Source organism: Acinetobacter legionensis (assembly GCF_057165765.1).
In genome coordinates this window covers 1,538,580-1,559,764 of sequence record NZ_CM169896.1, presented here as the reverse complement: position 1 = coordinate 1,559,764, position 21,185 = coordinate 1,538,580, and the positions used below count along the sequence as shown (strand labels likewise).

The window sequence follows — 21,185 nt, the reverse complement described above, 5'->3', positions numbered from 1 at the left end:
GCTCCATTATTGCGGTTTTATTATTTACCAGCTTTAAAACCAGCTAATACTTTTGCACGTTCAGCATCTGACAATGAAATCAAACCAGCTTTGTCTAACTTAGAACCTTTACCAGATACCTTCTTGTTAAGGAAGTATTCAGTATATTCTTTTAAGCCTTTGATTGACTGTAAGTGTTCACCTTTTACATAGAAGTATAAAGGACGAGATACAGGGTAAGTACCATTTAAAACAGTTTGCTCAGAAGGAACAACGTTGTTCACTGTCGCAACACGTAATTTATCTTTGTTTTGGTCATAGAAACCTAAGCCAAATACACCTACCGCACTTGGAGATGTTTTTAAACGTGCTAGAGTTTCAGTATAATCACCAGCAATTTCAATTACTTTACCGTCTTTACGGAAGTTAGAACATGCTTTTTTCTGTGCATCTTTGTCTAACTTTTTGAAGTAATCGTAAGTTTCGCAACCCGCTTCAACCATTTTCTCTTGGAACACTTCACGTGTACCGTGGTTAGAAGCTGGAACAACTAAAGTAATTGGCTCATTTGGAAGCGATTTATCAATTTGGTTCCAACGTGTATATGGGTTTGGTACCAATTTACCATTTGATGGTAATTCAGCTGCCAGGGCTGCAAATACGTGTTGTGGACGTAATTTATAAGCTGCTTTACTTGCATTTGAAGCAAAAACGATACCGTCATAACCGATTTTTATTTCTTGGACTTTGTTTACGCCAGCTTTTTTACACGCTGCGATTTCAGTATCTTTAATTTTACGTGAAGCATTTGCGATATCAATTGTGTTATCGCCTACACCTGAACAGAACTGTTTAAGACCAGCAGAACTACCGCCTGAGCCAACTACAGGTGCCTTAAATTGAGGGAAAGTGTTACCAAATTCTTCAGCAACAATACTCGCATAAGGAAGTACAGTAGAAGAACCAGCGATTTGGATGGTATCACGAGCATTTGCTGATACTGCTGCCCCTGAAACTGCTAATGCAAGTGCGATGTGATTAATGCGCATTCTTTTCTCTCTTAAATAAACTGCAATTTTGAAGTACACCACTTCTTGTTGTGTAGTACTTTTCGGATAATTGCATTTTGATTTTAAAATATGACAAATAAGTTACAGCTTTATGACGCTTTTATGATATTTGATAATTCACATTTGATTTTATTAAAAATCTTTTAAATTCAATATGTAATCAACTGTGTGCTATTTTTTAAATTTGAGGATATTACAATTCAAATTGTAATATTTCATGTGTATGTCACAAAAACTGTATTAACGTTTACATACTTAAAGCGACAATATACGTCGTATCAACCTTATTTACTCATCTAAAAACCTTTAAAATAAATAAAAAAGAGCAATTTAAATAATGAGATTAAATCGTAAAGAATGGCATGAAACTTTTCTAAAAATGGTAGCCTCAGCTAGCATGATTACATTCATTATCTATATGAGCTGTTGGATCATTTACTTTTTATTGGCACAAATTAGTCAATACAATCTGATCCAAAATATTGTCATTAGTTTTAGCTTCATCAGTTTATTTATATTAACCATGCAAACCTTACGCTCAATGTATCAAGTCTACTATTTGCCTTTAATGAATAGTTGCAGGTTAAATTATCAAAAAATTATTTTCTTTTGCAGCAGTTTCTCCATCGCACTTATTGTACTCAGTTCTTTTTTATTAAATTTTGGAAAAATGTTAAAAGATTATTACAGCTAAGCCTATATATGGAAATCCACCGCTTATCATGCTTAGTAGTCAATCATGTGTTCTCTTTTTTTCCATCATTACGCATAATAATTGAAATTTCAAAGAACACAGCATTGTTTTATATTCAAATGAGCATTCCATAAAAGATTTGAATATGAATAGCAAAACGCTGAACAGCTTTAACCCAGACCTCCCCGTTCATATGAGCTTCTCCGAACATGACTGGCAACTCTTAGCCCAATATTGGTATCCAATTGCATTAGCAAGAGATATTACTGAGCAACTACTCGGAACCATGTTGCTGGATATGCCATTGGTCATTTATAAAATAGATGCTGAAATTATTGTTGCCAAAGATGCCTGCCCACATCGCGGTGTTCCGTTAAGCATCGGAACAAATGATGGTCAAGGTATCGTTTGCCGTTATCATGGTTTACGCTTTGGTGAAAATGGTAAATGTAATCGAATCCCTGCTCATCCCAATCATAAAATTTCGGACCGTTTCCACCTAAAAACCTATGCTGCTGTTGAACGTTATGGATTAATCTGGTGTTCACTTTTAGCAAAAGAACAGGATATAGCCAATATTCCAAATATGCCGCATTGGGATGAGACCGCGTACCAACAACTGGTTTGTCCTCAAGTCGATTTAAAATGCTTTGCTGGTCGACAATTGGAAGGCTTTATCGATGTTGCCCATTTTGCATGGGTACATCCAGAAACTTTTGGTGACCCAGAAAATACAGAAGTGCCTGATTACACTACGCAAGAAACAGACTATGGTTTTAGTGCTGATTATATCAGTAGTGTAGGTCGTTACCCGATTGGTCTAGATCAATTAGGACAAGCGGATTTTCAATGGTTACGCCATTTTGAAATTCATTTGCCTTTTACCGCAACATTAACCATTCATTTCCCCAATCAAGCGAAACAGGTCATTATGAATGCTGCCTCGCCCATGACAGCACGTAGTACTCGATTATTTGCCCCCATTTGTCGTAACTATGATCAAGATTTACCAATAGAAGATGCTTATGAATACAACCTTAAAATCTTTGAAGAAGACCGTTTGATCGTTGAGACACAAAAACCAGAATATCTACCTTTAGATTTATCCATTGAGACGCACTTCCCTGCTGATCGCAGTTCAAGTATGTATCGCCGTTTATTAAAAAAAATTGGATTTAGCCCATTCTTCGCTGCATAAATCAGTTTCATCACCATGTTTTATAGAAGTTGATCTGGCTTCTTTAAAACAATAAAACCTGAATGTATCGTTCTATATATTTATTATTTTTCAAGTTGATTAAATTTAACTCAAAAGTTTCTATTAAAATTGCACTCTTCGTTTAAAAGATTAAAATGCAAATTACATAAACGAAGTGACTCCAATTAGGTGGTATAACATGCAACAAATGTGGTCAGACATCGATACCTATATCGAATCACATTTAATTCCTGAAGACCCAATCCTCATACAAACATTAAAAAACACTGAGGATAAAGGATTTCCAGACCACCTTGCTGTTGCCGCAAATCAGGGCATGTTATTGCAAATGTTGATTCAAATGAACAAGTGCAAACGTGTTTTAGAATTAGGTACTTTTGCAGCGTATAGCACCATGTGGTTAGCCCGTGCGTTACCTGAAGATGGCTATATTTTAACGATTGAAGGTCGTGATACACATGCTGCTTTAGGTCAAGAAAATATAGATCGTGCTAATCTAAAGCAAACCGTTGAATTAAAATGTGGTCGCGCAGCTGATATTTTAAAGAATTTGCCTGAAAGTACTAAAGCTTTCGACTTTATTTTTGTCGATGCAGATAAACAAAGTTATCCTGAATATTTAGAGCTAAGCTTAAACCTTTCACATTCTGGAACAGTCATTGTTTTGGACAACGTGATTCGTGCTGGTGATATTCTTGACCCAGCGAATATTAAACCAAGTATTGAAGGGATTCGTGACATGTATAAAGCTATGCAAAACCATCCTAAAATTCTGTCATGTACTGCTTTACAAACAGTTGGCAGCAAAGGACATGATGGTTTTGCCATTGCAATTGTGAAATAAACCATTGTAACCTAAATTTAAAAGCTGCTATTTATGTAGCAGCTTTTTTGTAGCTATGATTTTAACAAATCTATTCAAGCTTAGATCATCTTCCTTAGAGTTATCCCCTGAACTTGTTTGTAGAATTGTGGATAACTCAATAATGATTTAATAAGCCTATGAAAATAAAATATTTTTAATTGTCGATTAATTTTCAACCAGTTAAATTCATAGTTCATTAAAAAGCTATTGCATTTCAAAATGCAATATTTTTATTAAATTTTTTAATCAAAAAAAATGCCACAAATCCCATTATTTGTGGCATTCCATTTCTTCTGTTTCATCCATCTTTTGACTTAATATCGACGGTGAAGTTGCTTTTTTTTCCTAAGATAAAACTTATTTTGCGACTAACAATGGAACAGAGGCATTTCTAAAGATTGAGGTTGTCACACTACCTAAAAAGAACTGGTGAATCTTACTATGACTAAAAGCACCTAGCACAATCAATTGAATTTGATGTTGATTTTGATAATCCAAAATATTTTCAGCAACATCACCATAACGATATTCTACTACTACATCCAGACCCGCATCTTTTAAACGTTGCGCAGGCTCATTGAGAATTTCAGGATGATCACCGACATAAAGTAAATGACATTGTAAAAGTTTAAGTAAATCACTTTTTTCAACACGTTTTAGCATTTTTTGACATGTTTCAGAAAGCTCATAAGCAAAAATAAAACGGGTTGGTGGTTTAAATGTTTGCCCAACAGTTAATACAGTACTTTTCGTTCCACGAATAAAGTTTTCAACATTACTGCCCAATATTTTATTCTTCTCAGCTGAACGCTCACCAACTCGACCGATTACAGCGATATCATCTTCAGTCAACTCATTAAAGCTTTGTTCTAGAAAATCACCTTTGGCTTGAATTTGAATAGGTCTGATATTGTATTTTTCTTGAATCATTTCTGAAATATGCTTAAGTAAATTATTGCTGTAATCCAGTGCTAATTCACTTTGCTTTTGTTCAAGCTCAGCCAGCTCTTTAAGCAACATCGCATTACTTTCGAAGCCAATTACCCCACTAATTTCCCCTAAATGATAACTTGCAGGGTAATAATCCAATACTTGCAATAAAACCAGTTCACGACCAGTTTTTTGAGCAATCCATGCGGCTGCTTCTGCCAATGCATTGATGCACGGAGAAGAGTCAATACAAGCCACTACTCTGTTCATTTTAACCTCGCTTTAGCTTTACAGCTTTGGGTCTATATTATTTAAATTAGCACAAGTTTTTATAAGTTTGGACAACTTTATGTAATTAATTCCATAATTTAATTATGTATTTGTACAAACTGTGCATTCATTCACGATAACGAATAAAACGTGCTGGGTTTCCAGCCACAATTTCTCTTTCAGCCACATTTTTAGTGACCATACTATTCATTCCAATTATGGCATGTGAAGCAATTTTTACCCCATCTTTTACACCAACGTGTGCCCCCAACCAAACATCTTGACCAATTTCAATGCCTTGGGAAGTCACAGCTTGTTGATAAACAGGAATACTCAAATCCATACCATGATCAAAAGCATAAAGATGACAATAGGCGGCTATACGGACTTGATCATGTAATTTAATACCGACTTTACCCCCATCTAAAATACAATGATGGTTGATCGCAACTTCATTACCAATCTCTAACGGCCCATGCAACGTACAATCCGCTGCAATAAAAGTATTATCCCCAATGAGAATTTTCCGACCAGGCTCAGCAAAAATATGAGCCAAAGGTGAAATAAAACAATTTTTACCTATTTCAACAGTTTCCATTGCCATCAAATACGCTTGGTACTGCTGCTGCCACTGCTCCGCCCAAACTCGATTTTTCGGTTTAAGTGAATAATACAGCCATGGCATATAATTTAAGCGATGCTTATGTTGTTCACGATATTTTAGTAATGGATCTTGCTCATTCATCAATGTCTTCCAACAATTTAAGTTGCTCACGCCCACGCGTTACATCTTGAACTTTTAACTTAAGTGGATCAATTTGATGTATTTGTAATAATGCTTCAACTTCAACACCATCAGCGGTATATTGTTCTTTATACTCAATGTCTTGGGTATTTAATTCATACTGAAAAATCGACCATTCGCTGAAGTGGCATTGAAAATAAATTTTCTTCTTTTCAATCAGTTCTATTTTCTCAGCCAAAAGCAAACATTGCCCTGAACAGCCGCCATAAGCCCGAACTAAACCACCTGTACCTAATTTGATGCCACCATACCAGCGATTGACCAATACAATTGTGTTGGTTAAATCATTACCCTCAATGGTTGCAAGGATTGGTCGGCCTGCTGTACCTGAAGGTTCACCATCGTCATTAAAACGAACATTATGACCTATTTTCCATGCCCAGCATTGATGTGTTGTTGTTAGATCTAAATGTTTTTCCAGAAATATTTTAACTTGCTGCTCATTTTCAACAGATGCTGCAATGGCTTGAAATCGACTCTTTTTAATGTCTTCCTCAAAAATCGTTTCAGATACAAGTGTATAAACCATAATGAAAATAAAGCATTCAAACTCAATATATTGTCATTATAACGTGCTTTTAAAATACATGGGACAATAAAAAACCCTAAGCGAACTTAGGGTTTTTCAATTTACTGACTAAATTATAGAACAAGCTGATGATTTTGAAGCAAGAGTTTCAAGATATCATCTTCAGTTTTGCCATTAAATGCAGCACCTGATTGCGCTAAATTATCCAATTGGAGTAAATCGGTTTTGCCAGTGTACGTAGTTCCTGCACCATCACGATCTAGGGTGAGAGTGACATTATTACCATCAACTCTTACTCCAAGATAGTTTTTCAGATAGTTTGCCGATGCTGTTAAATCGGTTGTGATATTTGCACTATTAAAACCAATCAGTAAATCAGAAATATCTATGATGTCTGCATTCGTATCAGTGTTCACATTTCCTGAATGGAAGTCTGTCCAATGATCGACGCCATTTCCACCACTTGCACTCGCACTTTCTAATACATGATATACAAGCACATCTGAACCTCCATTACCCGTAAAGGTATCATTCAGTTCACCACTAATCAGTGTATTGCGGAGAGCATCACCAGTGGTTAGTGCATCAACTGTTACTGTAAGAGATGCTGTATGATCTTGACCAAAAACAGAGAGTTTATAATCGAATACTTCTTGACGACCGATTACTCCCGCACTTGGTGTATAAACATAGCTTCCATCACTTTTCACGAACAGACTGCCATACTCACCTTGCACTGTCACACCATTATATCCAACCTCTACAAACTGACCATTACCCGTATCAATACTAAATTTAGCATAAGATGGATTATAGGTATCGTCTGTCAACATGTTGCCAATAATTGGAGCTGCGGTTACTGGGCCAATTTCATTATAGTGAGTAATATCTTGCGCTAAGCTCACTGTAGCATTAAATCCTAAACCTATATTACCCGATGCAGATGCTGTAATTGTATAGGTTCCTGGCCCTAAATTAGGCATGTCGACAGTTATTGAACTTCCAAGTGCATTGAGAAGAGGCTTACCGGTTATCGTCCCAACAACTGTACCATTTTGATCTTTGATTGTAAGAACAATCGTTGGCAATAGAGAAACTGAAAGTGCTGGGATATTTACTTTAACTACAACATGAGAAGAGTCTGTATTCGCCACACTAAATGTCGTCGGAGTATAAGTACCAGCACCACCACCTAATGAACCTGCCACTGCAAAACTAGCACCTTGATTCGCTTCACTTACTGTTTGTACCACATTCGTTACAGCACCAATAGCGACATGCTCTGCATTGTCTAAAATAATTGGAGCTGGAAGAGATATATCATTTTGAGGGTTTGCATTATCCCAAACCACGCCAGAGTTATCACCATCAATACGAATATTTAAATTCGCTGTTGCTTCACTGCCATTAAAGTCCCTGATCGTGTAAGTAAATGTATCTACCTTGCCAATATCTGCAGCATCACCATTACTCACATATTTATAATGACCGTTTGGAGAAATATAAAGTGTTCCGTAAGCACCTACAACAACCGTGTTTGCACCTGATAATGTGACTGCAGGATCACCCACTTCATTGGCCACTTTAGTAACAAATGTTGTTGTATTTACTTCATCTGCACCATCCACACTTGAAATTACATTTCCTTCAATGGTACTTGAACCCAAATATTTATTGGTTTGGTCTTGCATGGTTAATTCAACACCACCAAATAACTGGGCAGATGCTGTCGAATCCAATAAATTCAAAATTTGTTGTAATAAACCAGAATCCGTTGGTTTCTCTTGTAGCGCGATTGTATAAACGCCGGGTGGTAAATTATCTATATTAATCTGACCAGAATAATTAAAGATAATGCCCAACAATCCAGGTGGCGTTAGTTTTACAGCATCTTCCACAATGAAGTGCTCTTTTTGTATAACGCCGTTTTCATCTACATATTGACGTTCAAGTACAGCATTGAAAAACTTATCAGCTGTTCCTAATAAAGCACCAATAAGTCCACCTATCGCAGCACTTACAACGCTACCGCTCACATTGACATGAATACTCGATGTGCTGTTTTCTTCAACTTCAAAATTAAATGGTACGGTATTACCTAAAGAGATATTTAGTCCGAGTAAATTTACACCTAATAATTGAGAAGCTCGTCCTTGTTCACCAACATCATCACCCACAGATTCATGATAATTTTTAACAGTTGCAAGGTCATCATTTGCCACAACTTGATCTACATGATCTGGTGGAGTCAACTCTCCAGGATCTGCTGGTGTTCCTGCAATATTAATAATGATTTGAGCAATATCAGATGTTGTTCCATTGGACAGTTTATAATCAAATATTTCAGTTTTTCCTAAAGCCGCCTCTCCAGCTGTCACAGTATAAGTAAAGACTCCTGTTAGAGTATTAATTTCAAGGCTGCCATACTCTCCTTGAATCGTAACAGTACCTGATGCAACAGATGAACCATCTATTTCAATAATCGAACCACCACTGACTACATCTTGCCCATTGCCATTATCAGCAAAAACATTACCTGTTAATTCATAGTTAGCAAAAACTTCTTCAGTTCCAGTTACACTGATATTTGTTTTTTCATAAATCGTTAACAAGTTTGACAATAGAGGAGCAACAGCAGCATCAACAATGTAATCAATTACTCCAATTGGTAATACGTCCAGTAGCTGGTTAACTACGCTTGAAAGTGGTAAGCCAATTGTATTAACAGGGATTAAAATTGTATTGACTAAAGCAAGTATTGGAGCACCCAAAACCGGGCCGAGTACTGCAGTAATTGCTGCCCCGATAGCTGCAGCATTTGAAGCCCCCAGAATTTCCCCTTCACCACCAAGATCACTAATAGCAACATCTTTGAGTAAGGTTGTTAGAGCACTATCATCTGCCTGAACGGCTACCGTATAATTACCTTCTGGTAAATTAGTAAAATCAAGCTTAATTGAATCGTTGCTATTTACGACACCAATGATTCCAATACCACCAACAGTGACAATACCACCTTGACTCGTACCACGTGCAACCTCCACTGGTCCATTGGTAGTTTGCTGATAAATAACAATCTGAACAGCCTCACCGACCGAAATCAGATCTTGTTGCGAAACCGTGACAGAAATATTACCAGTCGACCCCTTACCTGCATTGCCTGTTGTTTGTGGAATTGAAAAATCTAGACCGGTAGCATTATTCCCCAAGATATCAACCACTGCGATATCTGAACCAGCAACTTCTGTACGATCAATACGAGTTTCCTGACCTAGATCCAATGCAAATTCATCATTTACAGCATTAAGTGGCGGAATAATAACCGAACCATTGGTCACTGAAGTTGGTGGAAGGGTTACTGCATCATTGCCCGCAATGTCTTGAATCGCATTTGGATCATTACCTGCTGTTGGATCGGTATAACCCACTTGCACCGCTTGACCTAAGGTCACTGGAGCACCCAAGGTTAACACCACGCTACTACCCACCACTAACACACCCGTGATCGCAACCACTTGACCATCCGCTGTCACTGCGAAGTCGCCTGCAACTGGTGGATTTAATGGATCAAGTGCTTCATTGTAGTTCAGCGTTAAGGTCGTACCCAATGGATCAACTGTCGCATTGACAAATGTTGGTGCTGTAGTATCGCTCGGAATAACCGAACCATTGGTCACTGAAGTTGGTGGAAGGGTTACTGCATCATTGCCCGCAATGTCTTGAATCGCATTTGGATCATTACCTGCTGTTGGATCGGTATAACCCACTTGCACCGCTTGACCTAAGGTCACTGGAGCACCCAAGGTTAACACCACGCTACTACCCACCACTAACACACTCGTGATCGCAACCACTTGACCATCCGCTGTCACTGCGAAGTCGCCTGCAACTGGTGGATTTAATGGATCAAGTGCTTCATTGTAGTTCAGCGTTAAGGTCGTACCCAATGGATCAACTGTCGCATTGACAAATGTTGGTGCTGTAGTATCGCTCGGAATAACCGAACCATTGGTCACTGAAGTTGGTGGAAGGGTTACTGCATCATTGCCCGCAATGTCTTGAATCGCATTTGGATCATTACCTGCTGTTGGATCGGTATAACCCACTTGCACCGCTTGACCTAAGGTCACTGGAGCACCCAAGGTTAACACCACGCTACTACCCACCACTAACACACTCGTGATCGCAACCACTTGACCATCCGCTGTCACTGCGAAGTCGCCTGCAACTGGTGGATTTAATGGATCAAGTGCTTCATTGTAGTTCAGCGTTAAGGTCGTACCCAATGGATCAACTGTCGCATTGACAAATGTTGGTGCTGTAGTATCGCTCGGAATAACCGAACCATTGGTCACTGAAGTTGGTGGAAGAGTTACTGCATCATTGCCCGCAATGTCTTGAATCGCATTTGGATCATTACCTGCTGTTGGATCGGTATAACCCACTTGCACCGCTTGACCTAAGGTCACTGGAGCACCCAAGGTTAACACCACGCTACTACCCACCACTAACACACCCGTGATCGCAACCACTTGACCATCCGCTGTCACTGCGAAGTCGCCTGCAACTGGTGGATTTAATGGATCAAGTGCTTCATTGTAGTTCAGCGTTAAGGTCGTACCCAATGGATCAACTGTCGCATTGACAAATGTTGGTGCTGTAGTATCGCTCGGAATAACCGAACCATTGGTCACTGAAGTTGGTGGAAGGGTTACTGCATCATTGCCCGCAATGTCTTGAATCGCATTTGGATCATTACCTGCTGTTGGATCGGTATAACCCACTTGCACCGCTTGACCTAAGGTCACTGGAGCACCCAAGGTTAACACCACGCTACTACCCACCACTAACACACCCGTGATCGCAACCACTTGACCATCCGCTGTCACTGCGAAGTCGCCTGCAACTGGTGGATTTAATGGATCAAGTGCTTCATTGTAGTTCAGCGTTAAGGTCGTACCCAATGGATCAACTGTCGCATTGACAAATGTTGGTGCTGTAGTATCGCTCGGAATAACCGAACCATTGGTCACTGAAGTTGGTGGAAGGGTTACTGCATCATTGCCCGCAATGTCTTGAATCGCATTTGGATCATTACCTGCTGTTGGATCGGTATAACCCACTTGCACCGCTTGACCTAAGGTCACTGGAGCACCCAAGGTTAACACCACGCTACTACCCACCACTAACACACTCGTGATCGCAACCACTTGACCATCCGCTGTCACTGCGAAGTCGCCTGCAACTGGTGGATTTAATGGATCAAGTGCTTCATTGTAGTTCAGCGTTAAGGTCGTACCCAATGGATCAACTGTCGCATTGACAAATGTTGGTGCTGTAGTATCGCTCGGAATAACCGAACCATTGGTCACTGAAGTTGGTGGAAGGGTTACTGCATCATTGCCCGCAATGTCTTGAATCGCATTTGGATCATTACCTGCTGTTGGATCGGTATAACCCACTTGCACCGCTTGACCTAAGGTCACTGGAGCACCCAAGGTTAACACCACGCTACTACCCACCACTAACACACCCGTGATCGCAACCACTTGACCATCCGCTGTCACTGCGAAGTCGCCTGCAACTGGTGGATTTAATGGATCAAGTGCTTCATTGTAGTTCAGCGTTAAGGTCGTACCCAATGGATCAACTGTCGCATTGACAAATGTTGGTGCTGTAGTATCGCTCGGAATAACCGAACCATTGGTCACTGAAGTTGGTGGAAGGGTTACTGCATCATTGCCCGCAATGTCTTGAATCGCATTTGGATCATTACCTGCTGTTGGATCGGTATAACCCACTTGCACCGCTTGACCTAAGGTCACTGGAGCACCCAAGGTTAACACCACGCTACTACCCACCACTAACACACTCGTGATCGCAACCACTTGACCATCCGCTGTCACTGCGAAGTCGCCTGCAACTGGTGGATTTAATGGATCAAGTGCTTCATTGTAGTTCAGCGTTAAGGTCGTACCCAATGGATCAACTGTCGCATTGACAAATGTTGGTGCTGTAGTATCGCTCGGAATAACCGAACCATTGGTCACTGAAGTTGGTGGAAGGGTTACTGCATCATTGCCCGCAATGTCTTGAATCGCATTTGGATCATTACCTGCTGTTGGATCGGTATAACCCACTTGCACCGCTTGACCTAAGGTCACTGGAGCACCCAAGGTTAACACCACGCTACTACCCACCACTAACACACTCGTGATCGCAACCACTTGACCATCCGCTGTCACTGCGAAGTCGCCTGCAACTGGTGGATTTAATGGATCAAGTGCTTCATTGTAGTTCAGCGTTAAGGTCGTACCCAATGGATCAACTGTCGCATTGACAAATGTTGGTGCTGTAGTATCGCTCGGAATAACCGAACCATTGGTCACTGAAGTTGGTGGAAGGGTTACTGCATCATTGCCCGCAATGTCTTGAATCGCATTTGGATCATTACCTGCTGTTGGATCGGTATAACCCACTTGCACCGCTTGACCTAAGGTCACTGGAGCACCCAAGGTTAACACCACGCTACTACCCACCACTAACACACCCGTGATCGCAACCACTTGACCATCCGCTGTCACTGCGAAGTCGCCTGCAACTGGTGGATTTAATGGATCAAGTGCTTCATTGTAGTTCAGCGTTAAGGTCGTACCCAATGGATCAACTGTCGCATTGACAAATGTTGGTGCTGTAGTATCGCTCGGAATAACCGAACCATTGGTCACTGAAGTTGGTGGAAGGGTTACTGCATCATTGCCCGCAATGTCTTGAATCGCATTTGGATCATTACCTGCTGTTGGATCGGTATAACCCACTTGCACCGCTTGACCTAAGGTCACTGGAGCACCCAAGGTTAACACCACGCTACTACCCACCACTAACACACCCGTGATCGCAACCACTTGACCATCCGCTGTCACTGCGAAGTCGCCTGCAACTGGTGGATTTAATGGATCAAGTGCTTCATTGTAGTTCAGCGTTAAGGTCGTACCCAATGGATCAACTGTCGCATTGACAAATGTTGGTGCTGTAGTATCGCTCGGAATAACCGAACCATTGGTCACTGAAGTTGGTGGAAGGGTTACTGCATCATTGCCCGCAATGTCTTGAATCGCATTTGGATCATTACCTGCTGTTGGATCGGTATAACCCACTTGCACCGCTTGACCTAAGGTCACTGGAGCACCCAAGGTTAACACCACGCTACTACCCACCACTAACACACTCGTGATCGCAACCACTTGACCATCCGCTGTCACTGCGAAGTCGCCTGCAACTGGTGGATTTAATGGATCAAGTGCTTCATTGTAGTTCAGCGTTAAGGTCGTACCCAATGGATCAACTGTCGCATTGACAAATGTTGGTGCTGTAGTATCGCTCGGAATAACCGAACCATTGGTCACTGAAGTTGGTGGAAGGGTTACTGCATCATTGCCCGCAATGTCTTGAATCGCATTTGGATCATTACCTGCTGTTGGATCGGTATAACCCACTTGCACCGCTTGACCTAAGGTCACTGGAGCACCCAAGGTTAACACCACGCTACTACCCACCACTAACACACCCGTGATCGCAACCACTTGACCATCCGCTGTCACTGCGAAGTCGCCTGCAACTGGTGGATTTAATGGATCAAGTGCTTCATTGTAGTTCAGCGTTAAGGTCGTACCCAATGGATCAACTGTCGCATTGACAAATGTTGGTGCTGTAGTATCGCTCGGAATAACCGAACCATTGGTCACTGAAGTTGGTGGAAGGGTTACTGCATCATTGCCCGCAATGTCTTGAATCGCATTTGGATCATTACCTGCTGTTGGATCGGTATAACCCACTTGCACCGCTTGACCTAAGGTCACTGGAGCACCCAAGGTTAACACCACGCTACTACCCACCACTAACACACCCGTGATCGCAACCACTTGACCATCCGCTGTCACTGCGAAGTCGCCTGCAACAGGTGGATTTAATGGATCAAGTGCTTCATTGTAGTTCAGCGTTAAGGTCGTACCCAATGGATCAACTGTCGCATTGACAAATGTTGGTGCTGTAGTATCGCTCGGAATAACCGAACCATTGGTCACTGAAGTTGGTGGAAGGGTTACTGCATCATTGCCCGCAATGTCTTGAATCGCATTTGGATCATTACCTGCTGTTGGATCGGTATAACCCACTTGCACCGCTTGACCTAAGGTCACTGGAGCACCCAAGGTTAACACCACGCTACTACCCACCACTAACACACTCGTGATCGCAACCACTTGACCATCCGCTGTCACTGCGAAGTCGCCTGCAACTGGTGGATTTAATGGATCAAGTGCTTCATTGTAGTTCAGCGTTAAGGTCGTACCCAATGGATCAACTGTCGCATTGACAAATGTTGGTGCTGTAGTATCGCTCGGAATAACCGAACCATTGGTCACTGAAGTTGGTGGAAGGGTTACTGCATCATTGCCCGCAATGTCTTGAATCGCATTTGGATCATTACCTGCTGTTGGATCGGTATAACCCACTTGCACCGCTTGACCTAAGGTCACTGGAGCACCCAAGGTTAACACCACGCTACTACCCACCACTAACACACCCGTGATCGCAACCACTTGACCATCCGCTGTCACTGCGAAGTCGCCTGCAACTGGTGGATTTAATGGATCAAGTGCTTCATTGTAGTTCAGCGTTAAGGTCGTACCCAATGGATCAACTGTCGCATTGACAAATGTTGGTGCTGTAGTATCGCTCGGAATAACCGAACCATTGGTCACTGAAGTTGGTGGAAGGGTTACTGCATCATTGCCCGCAATGTCTTGAATCGCATTTGGATCATTACCTGCTGTTGGATCGGTATAACCCACTTGCACCGCTTGACCTAAGGTCACTGGAGCACCCAAGGTTAACACCACGCTACTACCCACCACTAACACACCCGTGATCGCAACCACTTGACCATCCGCTGTCACTGCGAAGTCGCCTGCAACAGGTGGATTTAATGGATCAAGTGCTTCATTGTAGTTCAGCGTTAAGGTCGTACCCAATGGATCAACTGTCGCATTGACAAATGTTGGTGCTGTAGTATCGCTCGGAATAACCGAACCATTGGTCACTGAAGTTGGTGGAAGGGTTACTGCATCATTGCCCGCAATGTCTTGAATCGCATTTGGATCATTACCTGCTGTTGGATCGGTATAACCCACTTGCACCGCTTGACCTAAGGTCACTGGAGCACCCAAGGTTAACACCACGCTACTACCCACCACTAACACACCCGTGATCGCAACCACTTGACCATCCGCTGTCACTGCGAAGTCGCCTGCAACTGGTGGATTTAATGGATCAAGTGCTTCATTGTAGTTCAGCGTTAAGGTCGTACCCAATGGATCAACTGTCGCATTGACAAATGTTGGTGCTGTAGTATCGCTCGGAATAACCGAACCATTGGTCACTGAAGTTGGTGGAAGGGTTACTGCATCATTGCCCGCAATGTCTTGAATCGCATTTGGATCATTACCTGCTGTTGGATCGGTATAACCCACTTGCACCGCTTGACCTAAGGTCACTGGAGCACCCAAGGTTAACACCACGCTACTACCCACCACTAACACACCCGTGATCGCAACCACTTGACCATCCGCTGTCACTGCGAAGTCGCCTGCAACTGGTGGATTTAATGGATCAAGTGCTTCATTGTAGTTCAGCGTTAAGGTCGTACCCAATGGATCAACTGTCGCATTGACAAATGTTGGTGCTGTAGTATCGCTCGGAATAACCGAACCATTGGTCACTGAAGTTGGTGGAAGGGTTACTGCATCATTGCCCGCAATGTCTTGAATCGCATTTGGATCATTACCTGCTGTTGGATCGGTATAACCCACTTGCACCGCTTGACCTAAGGTCACTGGAGCACCCAAGGTTAACACCACGCTACTACCCACCACTAACACACCCGTGATCGCAACCACTTGACCATCCGCTGTCACTGCGAAGTCGCCTGCAACAGGTGGATTTAATGGATCAAGTGCTTCATTGTAGTTCAGCGTTAAGGTCGTACCCAATGGATCAACTGTCGCATTGACAAATGTTGGTGCTGTAGTATCGCTCGGAATAACCGAACCATTGGTCACTGAAGTTGGTGGAAGGGTTACTGCATCATTGCCCGCAATGTCTTGAATCGCATTTGGATCATTACCTGCTGTTGGATCGGTATAACCCACTTGCACCGCTTGACCTAAGGTCACTGGAGCACCCAAGGTTAACACCACGCTACTACCCACCACTAACACACCCGTGATCGCAACCACTTGACCATCCGCTGTCACTGCGAAGTCGCCTGCAACTGGTGGATTTAATGGATCAAGTGCTTCATTGTAGTTCAGCGTTAAGGTCGTACCCAATGGATCAACTGTCGCATTGACAAATGTTGGTGCTGTAGTATCGCTCGGAATAACCGAACCATTGGTCACTGAAGTTGGTGGAAGGGTTACTGCATCATTGCCCGCAATGTCTTGAATCGCATTTGGATCATTACCTGCTGTTGGATCGGTATAACCCACTTGCACCGCTTGACCTAAGGTCACTGGAGCACCCAAGGTTAACACCACGCTACTACCCACCACTAACACACCCGTGATCGCAACCACTTGACCATCCGCTGTCACTGCGAAGTCGCCTGCAACAGGTGGATTTAATGGATCAAGTGCTTCATTGTAGTTCAGCGTTAAGGTCGTACCCAATGGATCAACTGTCGCATTGACAAATGTTGGTGCTGTAGTATCGCTCGGAATAACCGAACCATTGGTCACTGAAGTTGGTGGAAGGGTTACTGCATCATTGCCCGCAATGTCTTGAATCGCATTTGGATCATTACCTGCTGTTGGATCGGTATAACCCACTTGCACCGCTTGACCTAAGGTCACTGGAGCACCCAAGGTTAACACCACGCTACTACCCACCACTAACACACTCGTGATCGCAACCACTTGACCATCCGCTGTCACTGCGAAGTCGCCTGCAACTGGTGGATTTAATGGATCAAGTGCTTCATTGTAGTTCAGCGTTAAGGTCGTACCCAATGGATCAACTGTCGCATTGACAAATGTTGGTGCTGTAGTATCGCTCGGAATAACCGAACCATTGGTCACTGAAGTTGGTGGAAGAGTTACTGCATCATTGCCCGCAATGTCTTGAATCGCATTTGGATCATTACCTGCTGTTGGATCGGTATAACCCACTTGCACCGCTTGACCTAAGGTCACTGGAGCACCCAAGGTTAACACCACGCTACTACCCACCACTAACACACTCGTGATCGCAACCACTTGACCATCCGCTGTCACTGCGAAGTCGCCTGCAACTGGTGGATTTAATGGATCAAGTGCTTCATTGTAGTTCAGCGTTAAGGTCGTACCCAATGGATCAACTGTCGCATTGACAAATGTTGGTGCTGTAGTATCGCTCGGAATAACCGAACCATTGGTCACTGAAGTTGGTGGAAGGGTTACTGCATCATTGCCCGCAATGTCTTGAATCGCATTTGGATCATTACCTGCTGTTGGATCGGTATAACCCACTTGCACCGCTTGACCTAAGGTCACTGGAGCACCCAAGGTCAGCACCACACTAGAACCATTCACTGTAACCGCTGTTACAGGTACCACCTGACCATCTGCGGTCACCACGAAACTGTTCAATGGCGGTAAGTTGGTGCCGTCTAGCGCTTCGCTATAGGTCAACGTCAATGATGTGCCTGTTGTATCGAGTGCTGCACTGACAAATGTCGGTGCTGTGCTATCTCCACCGCCAGGCACAGTTGAACCATTGTCCACCGTTGTTGCTGGAAGTGTTGCTGCATCATTGCCTGCTGCATCTTGGATCGCATTTGGATCATTACCCGTAGTTGGGTCGGTATAACCCACCTCAACCGCTTGACCTGCTGTGACTGCTGTACCTAAGGTCAACACCACACTAGAACCATTCACTGTAACTGCTGTTACAGGTACCACCTGACCATCTGCGGTCACCACGAAACTGTTCAATGGCGGTAAGTTGGTGCCGTCTAGCGCTTCGCTATAGGTTAACGTCAATGATGTGCCTGTTGTATCGAGTGCTGCACTGACAAATGTCGGTGCTGTGCTATCTCCACCGCCAGGCACAGTTGAACCATTGTCCACCGTTGTTGCTGGAAGTGTTGCTGCATCATTGCCTGCTGCATCTTGAATCGCATTTGGATCATTACCCGTAGTTGGGTCGGTATAACCCACCTCAACCGCTTGACCTGCTGTGACTGCTGTACCTAAGGTCAACACCACACTAGAACCATTCACTGTAACTGCTGTTACAGGTACCACCTGACCATCTGCGGTCACCACGAAACTGTTCAATGGCGGTAAGTTGGTGCCGTCTAGCGCTTCGCTATAGGTCAACGTCAATGATGTGCCTGTTGTATCGAGTGCTGCACTGACAAATGTCGGTGCTGTGCTATCTCCACCGCCAGGCACAGTTGAACCATTGTCCACCGTTGTTGCTGGAAGTGTTGCTGCATCATTGCCTGCTGCATCTTGAATCGCATTTGGATCATTACCCGTAGTTGGGTCGGTATAGCCCACTTCAACCGCTTGACCTGATGTGACTGCTGTACCTAAGGTCAACACCACACTAGAACCATTCACTGTAACAGCTGTTACAGGTACCACCTGACCATCTGCGGTCACTGCAAAGTCGCCAGCAACAGGTGGATGTAATGGATCAAGTGCTTCACTGTAGGTAAGGGTTAATTGTGTTCCTGTACTATCTACATGTGAAGATTGGAATTGTGGGTTTGTAACGTCACCTGCAGTAATTTCAAGCGCTTTTGGATTACCAGCACCATCTGTCACAGTGACCGTAATTTTTTCACCATCTGTAAGTGGTCGGGTTAACTGGACATTATTAACAATACCATTTCCCGTTGCTGTCCCTGTTCCAATTACATTGCCATTAGTATCCGTAATTTTAACTTGACCTGCTTCATTTGAAGTAACTTCAACATGTGTCGCGTCTTGAATGCTTGTAGTAATCACTGGTGCAGTTACATCACCTGCTGTAATTTCAACTGTTTTTGAATTACCCGCGCCATCTGTCACAGTAACCGTAACTTTTTCACCATCTGTAAGTGGGCGAGTTAACTGAATATTATCAACAGTGTTATTACCAGTGACGGTACCCGTACCAATTACATTACCATTTCCATCTGTGATTTTAACTTGACCAACTTCATTTGAAGTAACTTCAATATGAGTTGCATTTTGAATAGTTGTCGTAATAATAGGCGGTGTCACATCACCTACTGTAATTACTTTTTCTGTTTGATTACCTGCTGCATCAATAACATCAACAATAACCTTACTACCGTCATTTAAAGGTGTGTTTAAATCAACTGTTAATTTTCCATCAGCACCAATTACACCCTCAGCAATTGTTTGTCCAGCTTCATTTTTAATTATAACTTTACTACCAGGTTCATTTGAAGTGACTTGAATGGTGTCATTATCAACAATATTTACTTCAACATCAGGTTTTGTAACATCCCCAACATTTATTGTTTCAGTTGTTTTATTTCCCGCATTATCTGTTGCTGTAATTGTAATTTTTTCATTATCAACTAAAGGTCTTGTTAAACTAACTTCAAGCCCACCTGCTTGATTTAGTTGTCCTGATCCAATTATTTTACCACTCGCATCCACTATTGTAATTTTACTTGCTTCATCTGCAGTGATTTTGATTTTCTGATTATCTAAAATATCATAGCTTAGTTTTGGTCCTGTTTTATCACCACTTCCCGAATGACTTGAACTACCACTGCTCCCTGATGCGGCTGCAATACCGATTACTCCAGCTGCAGCTGCGACCCAAGCCCATGCTGGCACAGCAGAGTGTTCACCAACAAGGTATTCATGAAAATCAGCAATCCCCAAATAATCAATTTTAGTTACTGTACCACTTGCATCAAACTCAAGAAAGTTAAGTAAATAATGCTTTCCATCTGAAGTTTCTATTGTAAATTCTTTTGGTTTTTCACCAATAAAGAAATCCTCAATAACGACTTTTTCTCCATTTTGTAAATAAACCTCCAAATTATTATTAACTTTTACAATTTTGGCTATTTCTGCGCTATCAAGATTTACTTTATACACTGAGTAGTGTTTATTAACTAAATCCTGAGTAAGAACCTTAGCCGTTCCTTTTTCATAAATAGTGATATTTTTCATAATATTTTTTCCGTCTTATAATTTACTGTTATGCAAAAAAGATAAATAAGTGAGATAAATTTCACAAGTGTATATTTTTGATATTAAAATCAGATAAGCATATAAAAAACAGCACTTGTCTATAATGGCTAAATGATTGGTCTTTTTAAAACCATTAATTTGTGATGTAATTATCATTTAATTAAAATCATACTTGTTTATTTTACTAAATTATTTCGATTCAATTTAATTATCACTTTATATTCATTATTAATATTCATAATGATCAATTTTATAAATTTATTTAAATTTGATTAATAATCTTGCCTATTTTAAAAACAATAAACTATTATTTTCATACCACTCATAGTATTTAAAAGTATGTAATTCCCATTTAAATTTTATGGGTATTATAGAAACTTAAGAATTTAGCTTAGATTAATTTTTAAACAAAACATGTAACACATTTCTTAATTAGTGATAGATGTCACATTAAAACTATGTTGTTAAATTTTAATGAAATAATAATTAATAAAATATTCAATCAAAACTGATCTTTTTTCAAATATACCGCACAAAAAGCAAAAAAAAAATGAAGGAGTTCC

At 41.8% G+C, this 21,185-nt stretch carries 7 protein-coding genes; 2 read left to right on the top strand and 5 right to left on the bottom strand.

Annotated elements, in window-relative coordinates:
• Nucleotides 1-20 precede the first annotated feature (20 nt).
• Nucleotides 21-1,028 (bottom strand): substrate-binding domain-containing protein, encoded by a 1,008-nt coding sequence (locus tag AC2G3J_RS07020; RefSeq protein ID WP_419359514.1) that lies wholly within the window; start codon nt 1,026-1,028, stop codon nt 21-23.
• An 860-nt stretch (nt 1,029-1,888) separates the two neighbouring features.
• On the opposite strand from AC2G3J_RS07020, the gene AC2G3J_RS07015 reads away from it, so the two are divergent.
• Complete coding sequence (locus AC2G3J_RS07015; protein WP_483770872.1) at nt 1,889-2,941, top strand: Rieske 2Fe-2S domain-containing protein; 1,053 nt, start codon at nt 1,889-1,891, stop codon at nt 2,939-2,941.
• Between the two features lie 199 nt (nt 2,942-3,140).
• Nucleotides 3,141-3,806 carry an O-methyltransferase gene (locus AC2G3J_RS07010; RefSeq protein WP_336954405.1) on the top strand — a complete coding sequence of 222 codons (666 nt, stop codon included), beginning with the start codon at nt 3,141-3,143 and terminating at the stop codon, nt 3,804-3,806.
• A gap of 378 nt (nt 3,807-4,184) precedes the next feature.
• Here AC2G3J_RS07010 and AC2G3J_RS07005 read toward each other — a convergent pair whose 3' ends face one another.
• The 4 genes from AC2G3J_RS07005 to AC2G3J_RS06990 all read right to left on the bottom strand — a co-directional run bounded on the left by AC2G3J_RS07005 (nt 4,185) and on the right by AC2G3J_RS06990 (nt 20,601).
• Nucleotides 4,185-5,027 carry a universal stress protein gene (locus AC2G3J_RS07005; RefSeq protein ID WP_336954404.1) on the bottom strand — a complete coding sequence of 281 codons (843 nt, stop codon included), beginning with the start codon at nt 5,025-5,027 and terminating at the stop codon, nt 4,185-4,187.
• A 127-nt stretch (nt 5,028-5,154) separates the two neighbouring features.
• Nucleotides 5,155-5,772 (bottom strand): acyltransferase, encoded by a 618-nt coding sequence (locus AC2G3J_RS07000; RefSeq protein WP_336954403.1) that lies wholly within the window; start codon nt 5,770-5,772, stop codon nt 5,155-5,157.
• Nucleotides 5,765-6,361, bottom strand: a complete 597-nt coding sequence (locus AC2G3J_RS06995) for an IMPACT family protein (protein ID WP_419327734.1) — start codon at nt 6,359-6,361, stop codon at nt 5,765-5,767. The genes AC2G3J_RS07000 and AC2G3J_RS06995 overlap by 8 nt, the downstream gene beginning before the upstream one ends.
• 113 nt (nt 6,362-6,474) lie before the next feature.
• On the bottom strand, nt 6,475-20,601 hold the full coding sequence (locus AC2G3J_RS06990; RefSeq protein ID WP_483770871.1) for a BapA/Bap/LapF family large adhesin: 14,127 nt from the start codon (nt 20,599-20,601) through the stop codon (nt 6,475-6,477).
• Between the last annotated feature and the right edge of the window lie 584 nt (nt 20,602-21,185).

Coding starts and splice junctions, on each gene's coding strand:
- AC2G3J_RS06995 (WP_419327734.1), bottom strand. CDS start 6,361: ATGGTTTATACACTTGTATCTGAAACGATTTTTGAGGAAGACATTAAA.
- AC2G3J_RS06990 (WP_483770871.1), bottom strand. CDS start 20,601: ATGAAAAATATCACTATTTATGAAAAAGGAACGGCTAAGGTTCTTACT.
- AC2G3J_RS07000 (WP_336954403.1), bottom strand. CDS start 5,772: ATGAATGAGCAAGATCCATTACTAAAATATCGTGAACAACATAAGCAT.
- AC2G3J_RS07015 (WP_483770872.1), top strand. CDS start 1,889: ATGAATAGCAAAACGCTGAACAGCTTTAACCCAGACCTCCCCGTTCAT.
- AC2G3J_RS07005 (WP_336954404.1), bottom strand. CDS start 5,027: ATGAACAGAGTAGTGGCTTGTATTGACTCTTCTCCGTGCATCAATGCA.
- AC2G3J_RS07010 (WP_336954405.1), top strand. CDS start 3,141: ATGCAACAAATGTGGTCAGACATCGATACCTATATCGAATCACATTTA.
- AC2G3J_RS07020 (WP_419359514.1), bottom strand. CDS start 1,028: ATGCGCATTAATCACATCGCACTTGCATTAGCAGTTTCAGGGGCAGCA.